The organism is Streptomyces atroolivaceus (assembly GCF_000717025.1).
Taxonomy (GTDB): Bacteria; Actinomycetota; Actinomycetes; order Streptomycetales; family Streptomycetaceae; genus Streptomyces; species Streptomyces atroolivaceus.
This window is the reverse complement of the sequence record NZ_JNXG01000003.1, coordinates 320,507-343,216: the sequence shown is the minus strand read 5'-3', so window position 1 is coordinate 343,216 and position 22,710 is coordinate 320,507. Positions and strand designations below refer to the sequence as shown.

Below are 22,710 nucleotides of genomic sequence, written 5' to 3'. Positions count from 1 at the left end.
CCACCCCTATGAGCTAAAAACCCCCGTGCACCTGGCGTGTGCCCGCTCCGGCGGGTCACGCTGGGTGCACGTCCGTGTGGACGCACCGGGGGGTCGTTCGTGGAGAAACGCCGTGTCGCGGGGGTGGTGCACGCCCTGCTGCCCGTCGTCGTGGTGCTCTGCCTGGCGGCCTGCCTGCCGGGGGACGGCGCACCGGGCACGCCCGCCGGGGGACCGCAGGGCAGCGCCGGCCCTTCGGGGTACGGGCCGGTGTTCCTGGGGCCGGCCGACTGCAGCTCACGCGGAGAGGCGTTCCGTGAGGTGTGGTGCGGCAGCGAGAAGGCGGCCGCGCGGGTGCTGGCGCGTTACACCGGGGCGCCCGCCGACGGGCCGTCGTGTCCGCCCGCGACCGACTTCGTCCTGCACATCTCCCCGGGCCGCCCCCCTCCCCCGCAGGACGCCCCGGCCCCCTCGCGGAGCAGCCAGGCCCCCGCGCCGAGCAGCCCCGCCACGCCCCGCGGATACGCCTGCATGCGCAACCTGGAGTCCCCGCACCCGGGCGATCCGGGGCAGGGCGGCGGCCCGCTGACGGTCGTCGGGGACTGTGTCCACGGCTTCCGCGAGGGGGAGGTCAGGGAGACCGCCTGCGACGGCTCGGGCGAGCACCCGCCGGAGTTCGAGGTCGGCTCGGCGGTGGCACGACGCGCCCTCTGTCCCGGCACGACGGACCTGTACGTGGCGCTGGGCGGGGACAGACCGGTGGGCTGTGCGCACCGGGTGTGAGCGACACCCGGTGCGCACAGCCCACTTCGGCCCGGCGCGGTCCGTCCTACGGCCGCAGCGTGCCCCGGTCCCGCTGGAGTTCGGCATCCCGCACGTCGAGGCGCGCGTCGAACTTCGCGAGGGGCTTCGCCTTCGCCGGATCGGCCTGGACAGCCGCGGGTGCGACCCCCGCCCAGCGCAGGATGGCCGCGGTGGCCCTGGCCTTCTCGTCGGTGACCAGGCCGGCGACCTTGGCCCCGTGGTTCGCGCCCGGCGCGGTGTAGACGTAACTGTCCCGGGCGCCCTTGCCGAGACGGAAGGGCTCGGCGCCCCACGGGTCGTTCTCGCCGTAGACGTACAGCATCTGCCGGGCGTTGTTCCTGACCCAGCTGTCCACGTCCCGCATGGCCGAGGGCTGGAACTTCATCGGGATGGAGCGCGGCACGAAGTTGCGCGGCGGCTGGTAGCCGTAGCGGCTCAGGTCTCCGAGCCAGGGCTGCTCGATGTCGGGCGAACCGAGCTGGGTCCCCGCCTGGTAGTAGTACGGCGTGTAGGTCCCCAGGCCCTGGTCGGCGTAGGCGGAGAAGCCCGAGATGCCGTCGATGGAGTCCCAGATCTCCTGGTCGGTGGCGTTCGGGGCGTCGGCCGGGATCGACGCGCAGTCGGCGACCAGGCTGTACTGCCAGAACGCCCAGACGTAGTCCATGACGACGGCCTCGTACGCCTTGTCGAGCGTGCCGACGGTGTCGAAGGTCAGGCCGTTCTCGGCGGCGTACGCCTCGTACTTCTTCTCCAGCGGCTCACGGCGGACGAGGGCCTCGCGCTGGACGCCGCTCAGCCGGTCCCGGCACTCCTGGGTGCCGACGCGTGCGAAGAACCGGTCGTACGCCGAGTCCTCCTTGTTGACCACGTCGTTGGGGGCGACGTAGGCGACGACGCCGTCCATGTCCTTCGGGTAGAAGCGCTCGAAGTAGGTGGCGGTCATGCCGCCCTTGGAGCCGCCGGTGCTGAGCCAGTTCTCGGAGTAGATCTTCTTGAGCGCCTTGAAGACCCGGTGCTGGTCGCTGGCGGCCTGCCAGATGTCCAGCTTCGACCAGTCGGCGGGCGCCGGACGGGACGGGGTGAAGAACCGGTACTCCAGGGAGACCTGGTTGCCGTCGATGATCTGCGTCGGCTCGCTGCGGCTCGGGTTGGTCGAGACGTTGTAGCCGCTGGTGAAGAAGACCGTGGGCCGGGTCGTGTCCTTGTGCAGCAGGGTGACGCGCTGCTTGAAGGTGCCCTTCGACGGGCGCCTGTGGTCGACCGGCTGGGTGTAGCTGAGGACGAAGAAGCGGTAGCCGGGGTAGGGCTTCTCCTCGATCAGGCTCATTCCCGGGATGGCCAGGATGCGGTCCTTGATGTCCTCGCTGCTGGTGGAGCTGCTCTGCTTCGCGGCCGGTTCCGCGGCGGTGGCCGCTCCGGCCGAGGCTCCGGTCGCACTCACTGTGCCTATGAGCACCGCGAGCGACAGAACGCCTCTGAGCACCTTGCGCATGCACCCTCCCCTTGATTCACGACAGTCGCCGTGAACCTAGCGGGGGTACCACCTGCCACGCCAGACCCACCCGCACGTCAGCACAGGATCCACCCCGTCGAGCCGGAGGAGCTGCCGACGGAGCCCGTGGCGCGGACACAGCGGTTCAGGGCGTGCACCGTGACCGGGCCGGCCAGCTTGGTGAACCTGCCGCTGTCGACGGCCGCCCGGCCGCCGCGCGGCTGGAGCGACACCTTCATCGCCCGGCGTGCCCCCGGCTTCTTGGCGACGGTGACGGCGCACGCGTAGGCGCGGCTCTTGTAGACGCGCAGGGACCCGGTGGAGAACGTCACCGTCTTGACGAGCCGCCCCGAGCAGGCCGACGCGGCCTGCGCCGGTGCCGTCCCGGCGGGCCCCAGCACCAGGACGAGGGCCCCGAGCACCGGCAGGACCAGGAGCGCGGCCGCCAGGCGCCTGCCTGCTCGCCGCCCCTGCCGCCCCGATGACCTCAGCGGTCTCACCACACCGTCCACACCAACCACTCCGCCCGCTTCATCGAACACGCTGCCCCTCACCGGACACACGTACGCATGGGTGTACGACGCAGGAAGAGGGCCGCCGGGTTCCGGCGCGGCGGTACCGGGACGGCGACCGCACGGCGGACGTCATACGCCTGCCGGGGTGCCCTCCCCTATGTCCTCCCCTATGAAGGTGCGCCACAGCCGGGCGTACGCGCCTTCCCTGGCCAGCAGCTCGTCGTGCGTGCCGTCCTCGGCGACCCTGCCCCGGTCCATCACCACGACCCGGTCGGCGCGTGCGGCCGTCGTCAGCCGGTGGGCGACCACCAGGGTGGTGCGCCGGCCGGCCAGCCGGTCGGTCGCCTGGTTGACCTGTGCCTCACTGGCGAGGTCGAGGGAGGCGGTCGCCTCGTCGAGCAGCAGGATGTCGGGGTCGACGAGCTCGGCGCGGGCGAGCGCGATCAGCTGGCGCTGGCCGGCCGAGAGGTTGCGGCCCCGCTCGGCGACCTCGTGCAGATAGCCGTCCTCCAGGGTGGCGATCATGTCGTGCGCGCCGACCGCCCGGGCCGCCGCCTCCACCTGCGCGTCGGTGGCGTCCGGGAGCCCGTACGCGATGGCGTCGCGGACCGTCCCCTCGAAGAGGTAGGCCTCCTGCGGTACGACTCCGAGCCGGTGCCGGTACGCCGTCCTGTCGAGCCGGCGCAGATCCGTACCGTCCGCCGTGACCCGGCCGCTGGTCGGGTCGTAGAAGCGGGCGACGAGCTTGACCAGCGTGGACTTGCCCGCCCCCGTCTCGCCGACGAACGCGACCGTCTGGCCGGCCGGGATCCGCAGGTCGATCCCGGTGAGGGCCTCCTCCTCGCCGGCGTAGGCGAACGACACGTCCTCGAACGCGATCTCGCCGCGCAGCGACGTGACGTCCATCGGATCCTCGTGGTCGGCCGTGGACGTCGGCTCCCGCAGGAGTTCCTGGATCCGGCCGAGGGAGACACTGGCCTGCTGGTAGCCGTCGAAGACCTGGGACAGCTGCTGCACCGGGGCGAAGAACAGGTCGATGTAGAGCAGGTAGGCGACCAGCGCGCCCGTGGTCAGCGTGCCGTTGTCCACACGGCCCGCGCCGACGATCAGCACGGCGGCCGCCGCGACCGAGGCCAGCAGTTGCACGAACGGGAAGTAGACGGAGATCAGCCACTGCCCCCGCACCCTCGCCTGGCGGTAGTGGTCACTGCGCGCCGCGAACCGCTCGGCGCCGTCACGCTCGCGCCGGAACGCCTGGACGATCCGGAGCCCGGAGACGGACTCCTGGAGGTCGGCGTTGACGACGCTGATGCGTGTCCGGGCGAGCTCGTACGCCTTGACGCTCTTGCGGCGGAAGAAGAACGTGCCGACGATCAGCAGCGGAAGCGTCGCGAAGACGACCAGGGCCAGCTGGATGTCGAGGACGAGGAGCACGACCGTGATGCCGAAGAAGGTGACGAGGGAGACGAAGGCGGTGACCAGGCCGGTCTGCAGGAACGTGGACAGCGCGTCCACGTCCGTCGTCATCCGGGTCATGATGCGGCCCGTCAGCTCGCGCTCGTAGTAGTCGAGGCCGAGCCGCTGGAGCTGCGCGAAGATCTTGAGGCGCAGGGAGTACAGGACGCGTTCGCCGGTGCGGCCCGTCATCCGGGTCTCACCGATCTGGGCGGCCCACTGGACGAGGACGGCCAGCAGACCGAGTGCAGCCGCCGCCCAGACCGCGCCGAGCGCCATCTTCGTGACGCCGTCGTCGATGCCGTGCCGGATCAGCACCGGCAGGAGCAGGCCCATGCCCGCGTCGACCGCGACCAGGGCCAGGCTCACCAGCAGCGGACGGCCGAAGCCGTGCAGCAGCCTGCGAAGTCCGTACGACTTCTCGGGGCGCACCGCGCTCGCCTCGTCGATGCCGGGGGCGTCGGTGGCGGGCGGCAGCGCGTCGACCTGGGCGAGCAGCTCGGGAGTGGCGGGCATGCCGGCCGCCGCCGCGTCGCGCTCCTCCTCCTTGCGGATCCACAACCCGGGGGTGACACCGCGCTCGGCGTCGAACTCGGCGTCCAGCTCCTCCTGGAGCGCACGGTCGTCCTCGGGTGCCACGGCCGTTGCCGGCCGGTGCCCCGGGGAGGTGCCGCCCAGCTCGTCCGGGTCGGTGAGGAGCCGCCGGTAGAGAGCCGAGCGGCGCTCCAGCTCGGCGTGCGTACCGATGTCGGCGAGCCGCCCGTGGTCGAGGACCGCGATGCGGTCGGCGAGGCCGAGCGTGGACCGGCGGTGGGCTATCAGCAGGGTCGTGCGGCCGTCCATGACCCGCGCCAGGACCTCGTGGATCTCGTGTTCGACCCGCGCGTCGACCGCCGAGGTGGCGTCGTCGAGCAGCAGGAGGCGGGGGTCGGTGAGGAGGGCGCGGGCGAGCGCCACGCGCTGGCGCTGTCCGCCGGAGAGGGTGAGCCCGTGCTCGCCGACCTTGGTGTCGTAGCCCTCGGGGAGCGCGGAGATGAAGCCGTGCGCCTGGGCGGCACGGGCGGCCGTCTCGATCTGCTCCTGGGTGGCGCCCGGGTATCCGTACGCGATGTTGGCGCCGACGGATTCGGAGAAGAGGAAGCTGTCCTCGGGCACGAGCCCGATGGCGGCCCGCAGCGAGTCCTGGGTCAGCTCACGGACGTCGTGGCCGCCGACCAGGACCGCGCCGTGCGACACGTCGTAGAAGCGGGGCAGCAGGAGCGAGACGGTCGACTTGCCGCTGCCTGAGGCGCCGACCACGGCAACGGTCTCGCCCGGCTCGATGGTGAGCGAGAACCCGTCGAGGACGGGACGGTCCTCGTCGTAGCCGAAGCGGACGTCGTCGAACTCGACGCGCGCGGGGGCGTCGGCCGGGAGCGTCCTGGTGCCGTCCTCCATGGACGGCTCGGTGTCGATCAGCTCCAGGACGCGTTCCACACCGGCCCGTGCCTGCTGGCCGACGGTGAGGACCATGGCGAGCATCCGGACCGGGCCGACGAGCTGGGCGAGGTAGGTGGAGAAGGCGACGAACGTGCCGAGCGTGATCTCACCCCGGGTGGCGAGCCAGCCGCCGAGGGCCAGCATCGCGACCTGGCCGAGCGCGGGAACGGCCTGCAGCGCCGGGGTGTAGCGGGAGTTCAGCCGGATCGTGCGCAGCCTGCCCGCGAAGAGCCTGCGGCTGACCTCGCGGAGCTTGCCGGTCTCCTGCTCCTCCTGGCCGAACCCCTTGACGACCCGGACCCCGGAGACGGCCCCGTCGACCACTCCGGCGACGGCGGCGGCCTGGCTCTGGGCGTACCAGGTGGCGGGGAAGAGCCGGGCCTTCGAGCGGCGGGCGATGAACCACAGCGCGGGGGCGACGGCGAGGGCGACGAGGGTCAGGGGCAGCGAGAGCCACGCCATGATCACCAGGGAGATGACGAAGAGCAGGATGTTCCCGATGGTCATCGGGAGCATGAAGAGGAGCCCCTGGATCAGCTGCAGGTCACTGGTGGCCCGCCCGACGACCTGCCCGGTGGAGAGCTCGTCCTGCCGCTTCCCGTCGAGCCGGGTGAGGGTGCCGTACATCTCGGTCCGGAGATCGTGCTGTACGTCCAGGGCGAGCCGCCCGCCGTAGTAGCGGCGGACGAAGGTGGCGACGTAGACGATGACGGCCGCCCCGATGAGCAGTCCGGTCCACACGCCGAGGGAGCGGGTGTGGCTGCCGACGACGTCGTCGATGATCACCTTGGTGATGAGCGGAACGAGGGCCATCACGGCCATTCCCGCGAGCGACGACCCCAGAGCCAGCACGACGTTGCGGCGGTAGCGCCAGGCGTATCCGGTCAGCCGCCGGCCCCAGCCCTGTTCCTCTGCGGCCTGCTTCCGCGCGCCCTGCTGCCCTGCGCCCTGTTCCTCCGCGCCCTGCTGCCCTGCGCCCTGCTTCTCCGCGCCCTGTTTCTCCGCGCCCACCGCCCGTGCCTCCTGTTTCGCCCCGTCGCCCCGCCTGACCTACCGCATGTCCCCAACGCCGTCAGCTGCGGATTTCATCCTCCCGCAACAATTCCCGGCCGATCGGCCGAGTCGGCGCCGGGGTGGTCCCAGGACCGGCGGGGTAGGGATGACCGCCCGCAACGGGATCAAGGAACGGGGAAGCGGATGGCGAACGACCTCAACGCGGAGGCCTACCTCTGCGGCCGGCTGTACGCGGCGCTGGCGGAGCTGGAGAGACTCGGCGAGGGGGAGCATCACTCGCTCGGCCGGCCGGACGTCCTGCGGAAGCTCGCCCTGGAGCCGTCGAAGCACCTGACCAAGCACCTGCACGCGGCGGGGAAGTACCTGCTGGCGGCCCGGAACAGGGGGCAGGGTCGACCGGCGGCCACCGTGTTCAGGTCCCTCCCGGACCTGCTGCCCTGCGGAAGGGACCTGCCGGGCTCCCTGCGCGACACCGCGCTCCAGGAGCGCTTCCACGAGGGCCGCACGGCGCAGGAGGCCGCGATCGGCAGGACCGTCGGCACGGGGTGAGACGGGCCGGCCCCGGGGCTGTCGCGCCCCGGGGCCGGCACAGCCATCCGCTACAGATGCGTCGGCTCGAACATCCTCAGCAGCGCGGGGAGCACCACCACCGAGGGGCCGGGTGCCGCCAGGGCCCTGCCGAGGTCGGCGGCCAGGGTCTCGGGCGTCGTACGGACCGCGGGGACGCCGAAGGACTCGGCGAGGGCCACGAAGTCCGGGCGGGAGAGCTCGGTGGCCGTGGCTTCGCCGAAGGCGCCCGTCATGTACTCCCGCAGGATGCCGTAGCCCCCGTCGTCGACGATCAGCCAGGTGACGGGCAGGTCGTACTGCCGCACGGTGGCGAGTTCGGCGATCGAGTACATCGCGCCGCCGTCGCCGGAGACCGCGAGCACCGGCTTGGTCCGGTCGGCGGCGGCGGCACCGATGGCCGCCGGGAAGCCGTAGCCGAGGCCGCCCGCGCCCTGCGCCGAGTGCATCGTGTTCGGGTGGCGGGCGTCGAAGGCGGACCAGGCCCAGTAGGCGAGGATCGTCATGTCCCAGAAGCTGGGGGACGTGTCGGGCAGCGCCTCGCGGACCGAGGCCAGCACCTGCTGCTCCAGCGTGAGGTCCTGTGCGGCGATCCGGTCGTGGACCTTCTCCAGCAGCGCCCGGACACGCTCCGGCGCGGTGTCGTCCTCACGGGGCTCCACGGCGTCCAGGAGGTCGGCGAGGGCCTCGCGGGCGTCGGAGTGGATGCCGAGCGCGGGGTGGTTGGACTCCAGCTTCCCCGCGTCGGCCTCGATCTGGATGATCCGGCCGCGCGGGGCGAACGTGTGGTAGTTCGAGGAGAGCTCACCGAGTCCGGAGCCGACGACCAGCAGCACGTCCGCGGACTCCAGGAAGTCCGTGGTGTACCGGTCCTCCAGCCAGGACCGGAGCGAGAGCGGGTGTTCCCAGGGGAAGGCGCCCTTGCCGCCGAAGGTGGTGACGACCGGGGCGTCGATCTTCTCCGCGAGCGCGCGCAGCTTGCCGGCCGCGTCGGAGCGTACGACCCCGCCGCCCGCGATGATCGCCGGACGCTCGGCGTTCGACAGCAGGTGGGCCGCCGCGAGCGTCAGCTCGGGGCGCGGGTACAGCTCGCGCGGGGTGGCGTCGAGGGCGCTGACCACGGGGAGGACGGTCTCGGCGAGCAGTACGTCCTGCGGGATCTCCACCCAGACCGGGCCGTGCGGGGCGGTCAGCGCGGACTCCCAGGCGGCGGCGATCGCGGACGGGATCTGCGACGCCGTGCGCACGGTGTGGACGGACTTCACGATGTCGCGGAAGGACGCCTTCTGGTCGCGGAGCTCGTGCAGGTACCCGTGGCGCCCGCCGCCGAGCCCGGCGGTGGGGATCTGGCTGGAGATCGCCAGCACGGGTGCCGATGCGGCCGCCGCCTCCTGGAGCGCGGCCAGGGAGGTCAGGGCCCCGGGGCCGGTGGAGAGGAGCAGGGGCGCCACCTCCCCGGTGATCCGGCCGTAGGCGTCGGCGGCGAAACCCGCGTTGTTCTCGACGCGCAGTCCGACGTACGAGAGCGAGGAGCGGCGCAGGGCGTCGAACATCCCGAGCGCGTGCTGGCCGGGCAGCCCGAAGACGGTGGTGGCGCCGAGGCCCTGGAGGGTCTCGACGACGAGGTCACCGCCGTTGCGGCCGGGCGGAGGGTTCAGTGCCGCCTCGGCCTGCGCGGCCGTGAGCTGCGGCCTGTCGTCGTGGTCGTGACTCACTGGGTGCGGCCCTCCGCGATCTGGCGGGACATGATCGTCGTCAGCTCGTACGCCGTGTGCGAGGCCGCGACGGAGGTGATCTCCGCGTGGTCGTACGCCGGGGCCACCTCGACCAGGTCGGCCGAGACGAGGTGGCAGGAGGACAGCCCGCGCAGGATCTCCAGCAGCTCGCGCGAGGTGAGGCCGCCCGCCTCGGGGGTCCCGGTGCCGGGGGCGTGGGCCGGGTCGAGCACGTCGATGTCGATGGAGATGTAGAGCGGGCGGTCACCGATGCGCTGGCGCAGCTGGTCGGCGATCTCGTCGACGCCGCGCCGCATGACGTCGGCGGAGGTGACGATGCCGAAGCCCATCTTGGCGTCGTCGGTGAGGTCCTGCTTGCCGTACAGCGGGCCGCGCGTGCCGACGTGGGACAGCGCCTCCGTGTCGAGGATGCCCTCCTCGACGGCCCGCCGGAACGGCGTGCCGTGGGTGTACTCGGCGCCGAAGTAGGTGTCCCAGGTGTCCAGGTGGGCGTCGAAGTGGAGCAGGGCGACGGGGCCGTGCTTCTTGGCGACGGAACGCAGCAGGGGCAGCGCGATGGTGTGGTCACCGCCGAGCGTCATCAGCCGGGCACCGGTTCCGAGCAGGTCGTCGGCGGCGGCCTCGACGGTCTCGACGGCCTCGTTGATGTTGAAGGGGTTCGCGGCGATGTCACCCGCGTCGGCGACCTGGGCGAGCGCGAAGGGCGAGGCGTCCTGCGCCGGGTTGTAGGGGCGCAGGAGCCGCGAGGCCTCGCGGATCGCGTTGCCGCCGAAGCGGGCGCCGGGGCGGTAGGAGACCCCGCTGTCGAAGGGCACGCCGACGACGGCGACATCCGCGGAGCCGACCTCGTCGAGCCGGGGCAGCCGCGCGAACGTCGCGGGTCCGGCGTACCGCGGGACGCGGGAGGAGTCGACGGGGCCGCGCGGCGCTTCGTTGCTGCTCATGGGTGCGGGTGCCTTTCGTTGGGCCATGCACGCCTTGTGGGCGTTCATACGCTGTTGAGTCTCTCAGGAGCCGGAGCGGCCCCCTGTACCGGTGGACGCTCAGACGGAGACCGGATCCGGGGTGGCCGGATCGTGGTCGGTCCCCCGCCCGGCCAGCCGCTCGCGCCAGGCCGCCAGCACGGCGGCGTCGGTCGGCTTCGTCGCCAGTGAGACGACGACGTAGACGGCGAGCGAGGCGAGCAGCCCGTAGTAGACCGGCTGGTTGGCGAGGATTCCGTAGGCCGCCATCAGCGCGATCACCGCGACGCCGCCGACGCCCACGGCCGCCAGCGCGCCCGCCGCGGTGCCCCGGCGCCAGAGCAGACCACCGATGATCGGCACCAGCAGCCCGCCGACCAGGAGGTTGTAGGCGACGGTCAGCGCCTCGACGACGTCGTTGAGCGCGATGGCGATCACGATGACGGCGACGCCCATGATGAGGATGAACGCCCGGTTGCCCTTCACCTCGTCGCGTTCCTCGCCGCCGTCCTTCACCACCACACCGCGCAGCCGCGACCAGATGTCGTTGTTGGCCACGGTCGCGCAGGCGATCAGGGCGCCGGAGGAGGTGGACATCACCGCGGCGAGCGCGGCGGCCAGCACCAGCCCACGCACGCCGACGGGCAGTTCGTCCTTCACGATCGTCGCGAAGGCCGCGTCGGCGCTGGGCAGCGTCGGGTACATCACCTTGGCCGCGGTGCCGATGACGGCCCCGGCGACCGCGTAGACCAGGCAGTACGTGCCGGCGACGGTGCCGCCCCAGCGTGCCGTCCGGTCACTGCGGGCGGTGAACACGCGCTGCCAGATGTCCTGGCCGATCAGCATGCCGAAGGTGTAGATCAGGACGTAGGTGAAGATCGTCTCGCCGCCTATGCCCAGCGGGTCGAAGTACTCCGTGGGCAGCTGCGCCTTCATCTCGCTGAAGCCGCCGGCCTTGACCACGGCGATCGGCAGGAGGAGGAGCAGGACACCGATGGTCTTGACGACGAACTGCACCATGTCGGTGATCGTGATCGACCACATGCCGCCGAGCGTCGAGTACGCGACGACGATCGTGCCGCCCAGGATGATCGCGACGGTCCGGTTCACGTCGAACAGGACGTCGAAGATGGTGGCGTAGGCGATCGTCGAGGTGACCGCGAGCATCAGCGTGTACGCCCACATGACGACACCGGAGATGACCCCGGCCCGGCCGCCGTAGCGCAGGTCCAGCATCTCGGAGACGGTGTAGACCTTCAGCCGGGCGATGCGGGCCGAGAAGAAGACGGACAGGGCGAGCAGTCCGAGGCCGATCGTGAAGACCATCCAGGCGCCGGAGAGCCCGTACTGGTAGCCGAGGCCCACGCCGCCGATCGTCGAGGCACCGCCGAGGACGATCGCGGCCATGGTGCCGGAGTACATCCAGGGGCCGAGCCGCCGCCCGGCGACCAGGAACTCGCTCTTGGACTTGGCGCGGCGCATGCCCCACCAGCCCATGGCGAGCATGCCGGCCAGATAGACCACGATCACCGCGTAGTCGACAGCCATGGGCCTTCCTCCGTCTCGTCTTCGCTCAGGGGGTGTGGTGAGGAAGACGGTAGGTGGCCGGAAGCCGACGCTGAAGTGTACGTTTCATCCATCCTCAAGCCGCCGAGTGGATGGACCATCCATGCCGGACTCCCCAGCCGGGCCTCCCGCCCCTCCCATCCCCCTGGCCGAACTGCTCGGCCGGGAGGAGCTCGGACTGCGCCGTATCGCCGGTCCGGACCACGCGGATCTGCTGTGGGTGCACACCTCGGAGATGGCCGACCCGTATCCGTACCTGCTCGGCGGCGAGCTCCTGCTGACCGCCGGGGTCCAGCTCACGGACGCGGACACCTACGTGGCCCGGCTCGTGGAGGCGGGGGCGGCGGCCCTCGGCTTCGGGGTGGCGCCGGTGCACGACACGGTGCCGGCCGCCCTGGTGGAGGCCTGCGACAGGCACGGGCTGCCGTTGCTGGAGGTGCCTCGCGAGACCCGCTTCGCCGCGGTCGCCCGGGCGGTGTGGCGGCTCATGGCGGAGGCGCGCCACCGGGAGCTGCGCCGGGTGACCCGGGCCCAGCAGGCCCTGGCGACGGCGGCGGCCCGCCCGGACCCGGTGCCCGCGGTGCTGCGGCAGCTCGCCGTCCAGCTGGAGGGCCGGGTCGCGCTGCTCACGGTGGACGGCGGTGTGCTGCACGCGGCGGGCGGGCGCCCGGCACCGGACGCGCAGACGGCACTGGCCCGGCTGGCCCGGGTGGTGGCTCCCGCCACACCGTCCGCCGCCTCCCCCGCCACGCCGCCCGCCGCCTCCCCCGGCCGGAAGCCGAACCCGTCGTCGGCGACCGACACCCGGGGCGGCACCCACCTGTTCGCGTACGCGCTCGGCGGCGGGCGGGGACTGGCCCTCACCCTGGCGACGCCCCGGCGCGACTCCGGCGACCACACCGTCGCGGGAATCGCCGTCGTGCTGCTCTCCCTGCTCACCGCCCCGCACCAGGGCGCCGACGCCGCGGGCCGTTCGGCGGCGCTCGTACGGCTGCTGCTGGGCGCGGCCCCGCAGGACGTGGCGCCGCTGCTGGGCGACGGCGACTCGTGGACGGTGGTCCACGCCCGTCGCGCCGACGGCGCCCCGGCGGACCCGCTCAGCGCCGGGGCCCTCGGCACGGCGCTGGGCTCCGCACTGTCGGACGTGGACCGGGAGACCGTACGGGTCCTGCTCCCCGGCCCCCACGAGCCGGTGACCGCACAGCCCGGCTGGACCCTCGGCGTCTCCGAACGGGTCCCGGTCACCGCCCTGCCCGACGCCGACACCCAGGCGTCCCGCGCCCTGGGCCACGCGGAGGCGACCCGCACCCCGCTGACCGCGCACCGCCCCGGCGCCGGAGGCCTGGCCGGCCTGATCCCGGCCGACCGCGCCGAAGCCCATGCCCGCGCCCTGCTGGCCCCTCTCTCCGAGCCGTTGCCGGAGACCTTGCGCTGCTGGCTGAGCCTGCACGGCAGCTGGGACCGCACGGCGGTGGCCCTGCGCGTCCACCGCAACACGGTCCGCCAGCGCATCGCCCGGTGCGCGGCGCTGCTGGACATGGACCTGGACGACATGGACGTGCGGACGGAGCTGTGGTTCGCGCTGCGGGGGCGCGGGCCGGCGGGCTACGGCGGACGAGCTCACGGCCGATGAGGAACCCGGGCACGGTGACAGTGGCCCGGCCCGTCACCGCGTGGGCTCCGGACACCCGGCCGGCAGAGGTGCGGAAACCAGGCCGGCCGGCACTCGCGGCGTCAGCTCTTGACCGGCCACGACGCGCCCCCCCGCCTCGCCGCCGTCCATCAGACCTGAGCAGACTCCGGTCGACGCGTGCGAGGCCATCCGCATGGCCCACCACCCGCCCCTGTCTCCCGGCATGTACTCCCGCTCCCCCGTGCCTTATGTTTCGGAGCGAGGACGACTGACGTTACGGACGGCTGGGGCGCGGACGACGCATGGCACGGAATCACGACAGCCAACTGCCCGAATCGGTGGGGATACGCCGTCGGCGGATGCGGAACGCGCTCCTGTTCGGTGCGCAGAGGGCCGGGCGTACGGCGGACGAACGGCTCGGGAAGGCATTCGCGGGGATCGTCGTCACGGCCGTCCTGTGCGCGGGTTGCGTGGGATGGTCCTTTCTCCAGCACACCTGACGAAACAGCAGGCGGGGCGGGACGGACAGCGGCGTCGGGCCAGGAGTGCGAACAGCGCGTGAATACCCCGGAAACGGCGGGCCCCCTGCCCGGAGGCAATTCCGCGAAAGGGGCCGGGAAGAGGGCCCGGCTTCCCGTGCTCGCGGCAACCCTCATGGAATGGCCGGAGTCCGTGGGCAGTTGGCCCGGGAACTCCCCGAATCGCGATGATAGGTTGCCGTAAGTGGCGAGCACAGCAATGACATCCCGTTCGGAAGTGAGCCGGGTGACCCTGGTCGGCGAGCGGCGCCGGGCCGACGTCGTCCTGCCCTCCGACACCCCGATCGGGCAATTGCTGCCGGATATTCTCCAGTTGCTCGACGACCAGATCGCATCGCGCCCGCTGACACGGCAGTTGCTGACGTCCGCCGGCTCGGCCCTGGCGCACGACAGCACCCTGGCATCGGCCGGGATATCCGACGGCGCCGTGCTCCGGCTCGTCAGGTCCCGGGCCGCGCTTCCCGCCCCCGTCGTGCACGACGTCGCGGACCATGTGGCCGACGACCTCGATCTGCGGGCCTGGCGCCGGCGCCCTGCCGCGCGCCGGGCGGTCGCGGGCGCGGCGACCACCGTTCTCACGCTGACTGCCGCACTGCTCGCCCGCCGGGAGTTCCCGCTCGGTTCCCTCGCCGGCGTGCTCACCCTGCTCACGTCCGCTCTCCTGGCGGCGGGTGTGCTCGCCGCCAGGGCCCGGCAGGGCCACCGCACGCTCGCGACCGCGCTGCTGTCCGTCTCCGGCGGTCTCGGCGTGCTCACCGCGTGGACCGCGGCCGATGCGTACGACTGGCCACCAGCCGTGCGCCTGGGCGCCGTCTCGGGCGCGCTGGTCCTGACGCTGGTGCTCCTCGGCTGTTTCTCGCCGCTCGGCCGCGGCGGGCTGATCGGCGCCGCGGCGACCGCTTCGCTCACCGTGGTCTGGGAGGGCGCAGCAGCCGTCCAGCAGGACCCGGCCCGGCTCGGAGCCGTCATGGCGGTCCTCTCCGTCGTGCTGCTGGGACTGCTGCCGAGGATCGCCCTGACGGCGTCCGGACTCACCGCACTCGACGACCGCCGCGCCACCGGCGTCTCCGTCAGCCGTCACGAGGTGGGCAACGCTCTCGCGGCCACCCACCGGGGCCTGGCCCTCGCGACCCTGGTCACCGCGGTGTCGGCGGGCGCGGCGGGCTGGCTGCTCGCCTCGGCCGAGCGGTCGACCGCGTGGACGGTGGTGCTGGCCTCGGTCGTCGCCGTGCTGCTCCTGTCCGGGGCACGAGCGTTCCCCCTGGTCGTGGAGGTGGTGGCGCTCGTAGCCGTCGCCGGGATCCTCCTCGTACGCCTGATGATGCTGTGGATGCAGCACGCCGGGGGCGCGGGGGCGATCGCCGTGCTCGGTGCGGCAGCGCTGCTCCCCCTGCTGGTGCTGGCGGTGGAGCCGCCGGAGCACGTGCGGGTCCGGCTGCGCCGCGCCGCGGACCTGGTCGAATCCGCCGGCACGGTGGCGCTCTTCCCGCTCGCCGCAGGGGTGTTCGGCGTGTTCGGACAGCTGCTCGACAAGTTCTGAGTCAACGTGCGGGGCGCTCCGCCATGGCGGTGCGGTGGAGGGGAAAGGCAGACATGCCGAACACGGACAACTGGCAGGGCGACGTGCGGCGCGACAGGAGAGGCGCTGCGGCGTCCGCCGTGCGGAGCGACACCGGTCCGGCGCGGGGCACCGGCACCCCCGCACCGGGCCCCGGCCTGCCCCCGCCCGGCAGCAGGCCGCCCCGTACCGCGCCCGACGCCCGGCCCGTGATGGACGACGGCCTGGCCGAAGCGGTACGCGGACCGCGGCACGGAGAGCCCCTCGCGGCGCGGGTCGCACGCGGACTGCGCCGAATCGTTTCCTCCTCGGCGGCCCGCGAGGTCGCCGAGATCACCCGCACCGCCGAGCAACTCCAGCAGCCCGTGACGACCGGCCGGCAGATCGCCGTCACCTCGATCAGGGGCGGCGCGGGCAAGTCGACCGTCGCCGCGCTGCTCGGCACCACGTACGCGCATTACAGGCAGGACCCGGTGCTGCTCGTCGAGGCGGATCCGGCGCTCGGCTCACTGCCGCTGCGGCTCGGCGCCCGGTCGCTGCGCTGGACCGCCGGCGACATGGCGCACATCGTCGAACCGCAGATGTCCCTGCTCGACGTGACCGGCTACCTCGTCCAGCTCCCCGGCAACGCCTGGCTGCTGCCCGGCAGTCAGGGCCGGATCGGCGCGATGCTGGACGCCAGGGCGTACGAGCGGGTCATGGTCTCCCTGCGCCGCTACTTCGGTGTGACGGTCGTCGACTGCGAGACACTGCCCGCCGAGGTCGCCCGGGTCGCGCTCTCCGCGTCCCAGGCCCGTGTGCTGACCGCCCCGGCCACGCCGGAGGGCGTCACGAGCGCCCACAACGTGCTCGAGTGGATCCAGGCACTGCCCCGCCGTGTGATCGACGGCACGGTCGTCGTACTCACCGAACAGACGCCCCGTGCGGGGATCGACCTCGACAAGGCCGTGCAGAAGCTCGCGTCCACCGGAGCGAGCGTGCAGGTCCTCCCGTACGACCGTCACCTGGCCGCCGGCGGAGCGATCCGTACCGAACTGCTCGCTCTCCCGACACGGCAGGCCGCCACCCGCATCGCCGCGGACGTCTTCCAGCTGTCGCAGAAGCATCGCTGACCCCTTGCCGAGCCCGACCGTGAGTGACGGACGCCCATGAGCACCCGACTGATACACCGCCCGGCCAGGGCCACCCGGCCCCCGGCCGCCGCCCCTTCACGCACCATCGAGGCGCCGCCCACCCTCCCCGGGGGGAAGGCGGGCAGCGTCGCGGTGCCGTTGCTTCCCGTCGCGGCGGTCGTGTCGTCCCTCGTGCTGATGACCGCCGTACGCGACAGCAGGGTCGCCGCACTGGGCGCGATCGTCCTCGCCGTGACCGTCATCGGCTCCGGCGCGCTCCTCCTCTCCCCGTACGGCAGGGCCCGGCGCGCCCTCCGCGCCCGGCGGGAGGCCTACCTCGCCTACGTCGAGGGCCTGCGCGCAGAACTCTCCGCGGAGGAGCGCGCGCGCCGGGAGCGCGCCGACGTGCTCGATCCGCCGCCGTACGCCCTGTACGACATCGTGCGGGACCCCGCCCGCCGGTGGGAACGCCGCCGAGACGACCCGGACTTCCTGCGGGTGCGGGCCGGCATCGGGGAGATGCCCGTGTGCGACCTGCAGATCGCCGATGCGGGCTCCTCCGTCCTCACTCCGCCGGACCCGTTCATGCTCAACGAGGCCTCGGCGCTGCTCAGCCAGTTCCGTACGGGGGCCGAACTGCCCCTCACGGTGCCGCTCGACCGGGCCGGGAACATCAGCGTCATCGGCCCCCGCGAGGACTGCCTGCGGGTGGCCCGCGCCCTGCTCGTCCAGACCGCCGCGACGCACGCCCCCGACGACGTGGCGATGGCGCTCGCCGTGCCCGGCGACCGGATCGCCGACTGGGAGTGGGCGAAGTGGCTTCCGCACCTCCTGGACGCCGAACAGCTGGACGGGCAGGTCGCCGCGCGGCGTATCGCCCCGTCGGTCCTCCAGCTCGCGGACGGGATCGGCGCCGACCTGGGCCGCCGCGCGTCGCACGCGGCAGAGGCGAGCCGAGGCCTGGCCGGGCACACTGCCGAGCCCCCGGGGCCCCGGCTCCTCGTCGTCGCGGACGGACACGGCGAGTACGCCGTCGATCTGCCCCGCCCGGACGACGCGGTCGGCCTGCCTGACATGGGCGTCACCGTCCTGCACCTGCTCGAACAGCGCGTCCAGGAGCCGGGACACATCGGCATCCGGGTCACCGTCGAGGGCACCCAGCTGGTCATCGAGGATCTGCGCGGGCCCGAACCGGTCAGTGCGCACGGCACCGTCGACGAGGTCGGCCGCCCCTTCGCCGAGGGCCTGGCCCGGATGCTGGCGCCGCTGCGGCTGTCCGCCGAGGCCCTGGAGGGCGCCCCTCCGCCGGACACCGTCGACCTGGCCGGTCTGCTCGGCATCGACGACGTGGCGCGCCTCGACCTGTCACGGCTGTGGGCTCCACGCGGCGAACGCGCTTTCCTGCGCGTGCCCATCGGCATCGGCGACACGCACGAGCCGGTGCTGCTCGACCTCAAGGATTCCTCGGAGCTCGGCATGGGCCCTCACGGCCTGTGTGCCGGCGCCAGCGGTCCGGAAAGGTCCGAGCTGCTGCGCTCCCTGATCCTCGCCCTGGTGACCACACACCCGCCCGAGGACCTCGCCCTGCTCCTCATCGACTACGAGGACGGTGCGACCTTCGCGCCGTTCTCGATGCTTCCGCACGTCGCCGGTGTCATCACCGACCTGGAGAACGAGGCAGGCCTCGTCGAGCGCGTCGACGCCGCCCTCGCCGGTGAGGTGAACCGCCGCCGGCAGGCCCTCGAGGACGCGGGTGACGTCGCCGACATCGGTGCGTACGCCGTGCTGCGCTCCGGGGAACGGCCCGAACTGGAGCCGCTGCCGCACCTGTTCGTCGTCATCGACGAGTTCGGCGAGCTCCTGTCCGCCAAGCCCGACTTCGTCGACCTGCTCCTGTCCATCGGCCGCACCGGCGGCCCCCTCGGTGTGCATCTGCTCCTGTCCGGCCAACGGGTCGAGGGCGTCGGCCTCAAGGGCCTGGACGCCTGCCTCTCGTACCGGATCGGTCTGCGCACCTTCTCCGCCGAGGAGTCGCGCTCCGTCCTGGACACCACGGACGCGGTCCACCTGCCGCCGGGCTTCGGCTATGTCAAGGAGGGCACCGGTCTTTACGAGCGCTTCAGGACGGGCCATGTCTCCGGCGACCACCAGGAGCCCCCGCAGCGGGCGGCCGGGACGAGGAGCGGGCCCCTCGCGCTGGAGTACGCGGCCTTCAACAGCACGTCCGCACCGGCCGGTGCGGGCCAGGGGGAGCCGGCGCCCGGACGCCCCGGGACGGGGCCGACCGTCCTGGAAGCCGTGGTCGAACAGCTGGAGGACGCCGCCGCGGCGGTACGCGGCATCTGGCTGCCACCGCTGCCCGCAGCACTCGCCCTCGACAAGGCCGCCGGTCCGCTGGCAACCGGCCCGCGCGGACTGCAGCTGGCCGGGCGGCGGAGCCCGCTCCGGGTTCCGCTCGGCCTGCTCGACGATCCGACCGGTCAGTGGCAGGGACAGTGGTACCTGGACCTCACGGAGGGCGGTGGCCACGCCGCCGTCATCGGTGGTCCGGAGTCCGGGAAGACGACGCTCCTGCGCACGCTGGTCCTGTCGCTCGCGCTCACCCACACCCCGCAGGAGATCGGTGTCTACGGCCTCGACCTGAGCGGCGACGAACTCCAGGTCCTCTCCGGACTGCCGCACGTCGGCGGCATCGCGGACCGCGCCGAACCCGAACGCGCGGTGCGTACGGTCGAGATGGTGCGGAGCATGCTCGAAGCACGCGAGGATCTCTTCCGCGAGCACGCCGTCGACTCCGTCGAGCACCTGCGCACCCTGCACCGTGCGGGCCGGCTGCCCCAGCTGGCGTCCGCGGAGATCGTGCTGGTCGTCGACGGTTTCGACGCACTGCGCGAGGACTTCGGCGAGCTGTACGACTCGGTCGTCGACATCCTGGAACGGGGCGGTGACCACGGCATCCACGTCGTCGCCGGGATGCTCCACCGGAACGACGTGGACTTGGCCACCCAGGCGTCGTTCGGCACCCGGGTCGAGCTCTGTCTGAACGACCCCGGCGAATCCGGCATCGACCGCAGGCTCGCCGGGACGCTGTCACCCGACGTGCCCGGCCGCGTCCTGACCGACGGCGGGCTCTTCGCCCACACCGCGCTCCCCCGTACGGACGGGCTGGCGGACGACACCGGTCTGGACGCGGCCCTCGACCGCACGGCTCGTACGGTCCGCGCCGCCTGGAGCGGTGACGCCGCCCCGCCTGTCCACGTGCTGCCCCACGTCCTGGAACCGCACCTGCTCCCCGGCCCGGCCGCCGAGCCCCGGCGGGTGCCGATCGGCCTGGACCAGGACGCACTCGCTCCTGCTCTGCTCGATCTCTTCGACGAGGACCAGCACCTGCTGGTCCTGGGCGACAGCGAGTGCGGCAAGACGACTCTCCTCAGGACCGTCGCCGACGGTCTCATCGACCGCTACGACGAGGGCGAGCTGATCTTCGCCGTCATGGACCCGAGGCAGGGTCTGCGTGGCGCGATCCCCAAGGAGTTCGACGGCGGTTACGCCCACAACGCCAAACTGTGCGAGGGTCTCGCGGCCCGGATCGCCACCGAGCTGGAGAAGCGGCTGCCCGACGACACCACTCCCCCCGAGGCCCTGGAGCCCGGCGACCAGGGCACCGGCCCACGGATCGTGGTGCTCGTCGACGACTACGACGTACTGATGGCGGACGGCCATTCACCGCTCGCCGCGTTCGTGCCGTACATCCACGCGGCGCCGGCCATCGGCCTCCACTTCGTCCTGTCGCGCCAGGTGGCCGGAGCGTCGTGGGGCATGTACGAGCCGCTGGTGCACGGTCTGCGCGAGTCGGGAGCGACCGCCGTCCTCATGGACGGCGACCACAGCGAAGGCCGGCTGTTCCCCGGGGTGTACGCGAGCCGGCAGCCGGCGGGCCGAGGCCTGCTCATCCGCAAGGGCGAGTCGAGCCGCCTGATCCAGACGGTGTACACGCCCGGATGACACCCGCCTGCCGGTCGGCTCACCTCTGCCGATCATGCTCGGCACGGGTGAACCGCTCGCCGGACCGGCGCGGTCACGCCCCGGCCTTCGTCATCAGCTCCACCAGGCTGGAGAAGCTGTCCGCGGCGTGGCCGGAATCCATGCCGCGCCGGAAGAGGTCAACGACCGCGGCAGGAAGGGCGGTGTCGACGGCCGCGTCGGCCCTCGCAGAGCGCCCGGGAACTGGCGACCACCGTCATCTCCGCCCTGGAAGGCCCCGAAGTCACCGCCCAGGTCAACCGCAGCGAGGAACCACTACAGGTGACGGGCCGGCAACTCGCCCGCCTCGTACGCTCGTACGAGGTCTAGAACCTGCCCGGCCGATCTGGACCGGCAGGCGAGCTGCACTCATGTCACCCATCCTGGCAGCCTGTTCCTTCGCGGTGGGCAGGGAAAATGAAGGGCGTCCCCAAGCGGGATCTGCTAGGTATACGAGTTCCCGCCAACCGCCAGGACTTGGATGCCATGCCCCGCGCCGTCACGCTCATCCGTTCCACCGCCCTGTCCGACGTGGCGGAGTACGCCTACGCCGCCACCGCCCCCGCGGACGCACGGCTGATCTTCCTCGCCGGGGCGTGCCCGCTGAACGAGGACGGGTCCACAGCGGCCGTCGGTGACTACGCCGGCCAGGCGGCGAAGGCCGTCGAGAACATGAGGACCGCGCTCGGAGCGGCGGGGGCCGGCTTGGATGACGTCATCAGCACGCGCGTGCTGGTCGCCTCCGCGCGGCAGGAGGACCTGGTGACTGCCTGGAAGGTGGTCCGGAACGCGTTCGGTGACCACGACGTCCCGAGCACCTTGCTCGGCGTCACCGTTCTCGGGTACGCCGACCAGCTGGTGGAGATCGAAGGCGTGGCTGCCGTGCTCGACTCCTGACATCCCGGTCCTCCGCCGTGCCCCGGACAGGGTGCAGAGCGCTGCCTCGACCGGCCTGGGCCTACTGGCTCAACCCCACGACGCCCCACCTCCGCCGCGCGGCTTCGGCGAGGACGCGGCCCCAGTCCTCCAGCAGGGCCGTGAACTCGCCGAACTCGCCGACCCACCCTCCGGGAACGGCAGCGTGCTCGGCGAAGACCGGCCTCAGCCCACCGAGCAACTCGACCCGCTCCCAGGTCGCGGCCAGCTCCCGCACGCTCTCCGGCGACCGGGCCAGCAGCACGCCGTAGGAGACCTTGGGATCGTCGCAGAAGAAGCCCGGATCGGTGTGCGGCGCCTCACCGTCCGTCCCGTCCCAGACCAGCCCGAGCAGCAACGCCTCCAGGCCGGCGCGCACCTGCGGATCGGCGTGGTCACGGAGGGACTCCCACCTTTGCCCGGCCCAGAAGTGCGCCTTGAACGAGCCCAGGGTGCCGCGGAACTCGTAGAGGGCGAAGAAGGCACCATCGGGGCCCTGCGGCCACGTGAAGTCACCTTCGGGCTGCGGCGTTCCGTCATCCCACAGTCCCGTCTCGTCGGCGTACCAAGCGTCCCTCAGACGCACGAGCCGCTCAGGGGGCGGAACCTCCGCCAGCCAGGACCAGTCGGCGATCATCACGCTGATGTCCAACCCCATGGGGTGAGGTTACCGATCCGATCAGCCGGTGGCTCCCGGCTCCCCCGCCGCCACTCAAGCGGACGGGGCGGCAGGGGGCGGTGCGCCCCCGAGTCGCGCACCCCGGCTCTCCGCGATCCGGAGTACGTCGCGCAGCGCTTCGGCCATGCGTGCCACCACATAGCGGAGTTGCGCCGCCGAGACCTGGCGGTCGTCGAGCATGTCGACCGCGTGGTCGAGCAGTTCGACAGCCATCCCGAGCTGGATGCTCTCGACGTCGTCAGCGACCCGAGAGACGTATCCCGACCCGTCACCGAGGACGTAGCAGGGCTTGTCGTCCAGGCCGGCCCACGGCAGAAGTCGAGCCGCGCGGGGCTCGTGCCCGGTCACACCGCCCCCCTCGCACCACAGGTCGGGCAGGGCCTGGTGTCGATGCCGTACATCGCGAGCCACAGTCCTCGCTCCGGGGCGGGGTCGAGGCGCACGTCGGGTTCGGACGTCACATAGGCAGGAGGAGGGATGAGGTACGCCGGTGGGGCGGGCTGCAGATGCCGCAGCAGTGTCTCGAGCATGCGAATGATGCAGGGCAGCACGTCTTCAACTCCGTTGGGTGGGGGCGCGAGGGCGACGGCGGCAGCCGCGCCCAAGGGCCGGCACCTCGCCATCTGTCGCTGGGTAGTGATCCACTCACAGAGTGAGACGAGTCGGGCTAGGCTCGCCAGGG

16 protein-coding genes and 3 pseudogenes are annotated in these 22,710 nt (G+C 72.5%); 9 read left to right on the top strand and 10 right to left on the bottom strand.

Annotated elements, in window-relative coordinates; genetic code table 11:
- Positions 1–99 precede the first annotated feature (99 nt).
- Positions 100–762: a hypothetical protein gene (locus OO67_RS10675; RefSeq protein WP_051709270.1), complete on the top strand. Its 663-nt coding sequence runs from the start codon at positions 100–102 to the stop codon at positions 760–762.
- A 46-nt stretch (positions 763–808) separates the two neighbouring features.
- Here the strand turns inward: OO67_RS10675 and OO67_RS10670 are convergent, their stop codons facing one another.
- The 3 genes from OO67_RS10670 to OO67_RS10660 form a co-directional block, all read right to left on the bottom strand.
- A complete protein-coding gene (locus tag OO67_RS10670) occupies positions 809–2,275 on the bottom strand; it encodes a S28 family serine protease (protein ID WP_033299202.1) in 1,467 nt (488 codons plus the stop codon).
- Between the two features lie 77 nt (positions 2,276–2,352).
- On the bottom strand, positions 2,353–2,817 hold the full coding sequence (locus OO67_RS10665; RefSeq protein WP_033299199.1) for a hypothetical protein: 465 nt from the start codon (positions 2,815–2,817) through the stop codon (positions 2,353–2,355).
- A gap of 102 nt (positions 2,818–2,919) precedes the next feature.
- Positions 2,920–6,612, bottom strand: a complete 3,693-nt coding sequence (locus OO67_RS10660) for an ABC transporter ATP-binding protein (protein WP_051709282.1) — start codon at positions 6,610–6,612, stop codon at positions 2,920–2,922.
- Between the two features lie 309 nt (positions 6,613–6,921).
- Here OO67_RS10660 and OO67_RS10655 point away from each other — a divergent pair, with 309 nt between their 5' ends.
- Positions 6,922–7,287, top strand: a complete 366-nt coding sequence (locus OO67_RS10655) for a hypothetical protein (protein ID WP_033299198.1) — start codon at positions 6,922–6,924, stop codon at positions 7,285–7,287.
- A gap of 50 nt (positions 7,288–7,337) precedes the next feature.
- Here the strand turns inward: OO67_RS10655 and OO67_RS10650 are convergent, their stop codons facing one another.
- The 3 genes from OO67_RS10650 to OO67_RS10640 all read right to left on the bottom strand — a co-directional run bounded on the left by OO67_RS10650 (position 7,338) and on the right by OO67_RS10640 (position 11,551).
- Positions 7,338–9,020: a thiamine pyrophosphate-binding protein gene (locus OO67_RS10650; protein ID WP_033299197.1), complete on the bottom strand. Its 1,683-nt coding sequence runs from the start codon at positions 9,018–9,020 to the stop codon at positions 7,338–7,340.
- Positions 9,017–9,985: an agmatinase gene (speB, locus tag OO67_RS10645; protein WP_033299195.1), complete on the bottom strand. Its 969-nt coding sequence runs from the start codon at positions 9,983–9,985 to the stop codon at positions 9,017–9,019. Before speB ends, OO67_RS10650 begins: the two co-directional genes overlap by 4 nt.
- A gap of 99 nt (positions 9,986–10,084) precedes the next feature.
- Positions 10,085–11,551 carry a sodium:solute symporter family protein gene (locus OO67_RS10640; protein ID WP_033299194.1) on the bottom strand — a complete coding sequence of 489 codons (1,467 nt, stop codon included), beginning with the start codon at positions 11,549–11,551 and terminating at the stop codon, positions 10,085–10,087.
- A gap of 121 nt (positions 11,552–11,672) precedes the next feature.
- Between OO67_RS10640 and OO67_RS10635 the strand changes: the two genes are divergently transcribed.
- The 5 genes and pseudogenes from OO67_RS10635 to OO67_RS10615 all read left to right on the top strand — a co-directional run bounded on the left by OO67_RS10635 (position 11,673) and on the right by OO67_RS10615 (position 20,416).
- Positions 11,673–13,202 carry a PucR family transcriptional regulator gene (locus tag OO67_RS10635; protein ID WP_051709268.1) on the top strand — a complete coding sequence of 510 codons (1,530 nt, stop codon included), beginning with the start codon at positions 11,673–11,675 and terminating at the stop codon, positions 13,200–13,202.
- A gap of 302 nt (positions 13,203–13,504) precedes the next feature.
- A pseudogene (locus OO67_RS10630) lies at positions 13,505–13,764 on the top strand (hypothetical protein).
- Between the two features lie 176 nt (positions 13,765–13,940).
- Positions 13,941–15,281 (top strand): type VII secretion integral membrane protein EccD, encoded by a 1,341-nt coding sequence (gene eccD / locus OO67_RS10625; protein ID WP_033299192.1) that lies wholly within the window; start codon positions 13,941–13,943, stop codon positions 15,279–15,281.
- 53 nt (positions 15,282–15,334) lie between these two features.
- A complete protein-coding gene (locus OO67_RS10620; RefSeq protein ID WP_033299191.1) occupies positions 15,335–16,411 on the top strand; it encodes a MinD/ParA family ATP-binding protein in 1,077 nt (358 codons plus the stop codon).
- A 36-nt stretch (positions 16,412–16,447) separates the two neighbouring features.
- Positions 16,448–20,416, top strand: a complete 3,969-nt coding sequence (locus OO67_RS10615; RefSeq protein ID WP_033299190.1) for a type VII secretion protein EccC — start codon at positions 16,448–16,450, stop codon at positions 20,414–20,416.
- Between the two features lie 73 nt (positions 20,417–20,489).
- Here OO67_RS10615 and OO67_RS39630 read toward each other — a convergent pair.
- Positions 20,490–20,618 (bottom strand): annotated as a pseudogene (locus OO67_RS39630) (imine reductase family protein); the annotation flags it as partial.
- Between OO67_RS39630 and OO67_RS39625 the strand changes: the two are divergent.
- Positions 20,618–20,764 (top strand): annotated as a pseudogene (locus OO67_RS39625) (LmrA/YxaF family transcription factor); the annotation flags it as partial. The pseudogenes OO67_RS39630 and OO67_RS39625 sit on opposite strands and share 1 nt — an antisense overlap.
- Positions 20,765–20,920: 156 nt before the next feature.
- Complete coding sequence (locus OO67_RS10610) at positions 20,921–21,331, top strand: RidA family protein (RefSeq protein WP_033299189.1); 411 nt, start codon at positions 20,921–20,923, stop codon at positions 21,329–21,331.
- A 61-nt stretch (positions 21,332–21,392) separates the two neighbouring features.
- On the opposite strand, the gene OO67_RS10605 is transcribed toward OO67_RS10610, so the two are convergent.
- From OO67_RS10605 to OO67_RS10595, 3 genes are read right to left on the bottom strand one after another with little or no spacing between them, the layout of a single operon-like run.
- The gene (locus OO67_RS10605) at positions 21,393–22,007 is read right to left on the bottom strand and encodes a hypothetical protein (RefSeq protein ID WP_033299187.1); all 615 of its coding nucleotides are present in this window, start codon (positions 22,005–22,007) and stop codon (positions 21,393–21,395) included.
- Between the two features lie 54 nt (positions 22,008–22,061).
- The gene (locus OO67_RS10600) at positions 22,062–22,376 is read right to left on the bottom strand and encodes a hypothetical protein (protein ID WP_033299186.1); all 315 of its coding nucleotides are present in this window, start codon (positions 22,374–22,376) and stop codon (positions 22,062–22,064) included.
- Positions 22,373–22,558 (bottom strand): hypothetical protein, encoded by a 186-nt coding sequence (locus OO67_RS10595; RefSeq protein ID WP_244300116.1) that lies wholly within the window; start codon positions 22,556–22,558, stop codon positions 22,373–22,375. Before OO67_RS10595 ends, OO67_RS10600 begins: the two co-directional genes overlap by 4 nt.
- Between the last annotated feature and the right edge of the window lie 152 nt (positions 22,559–22,710).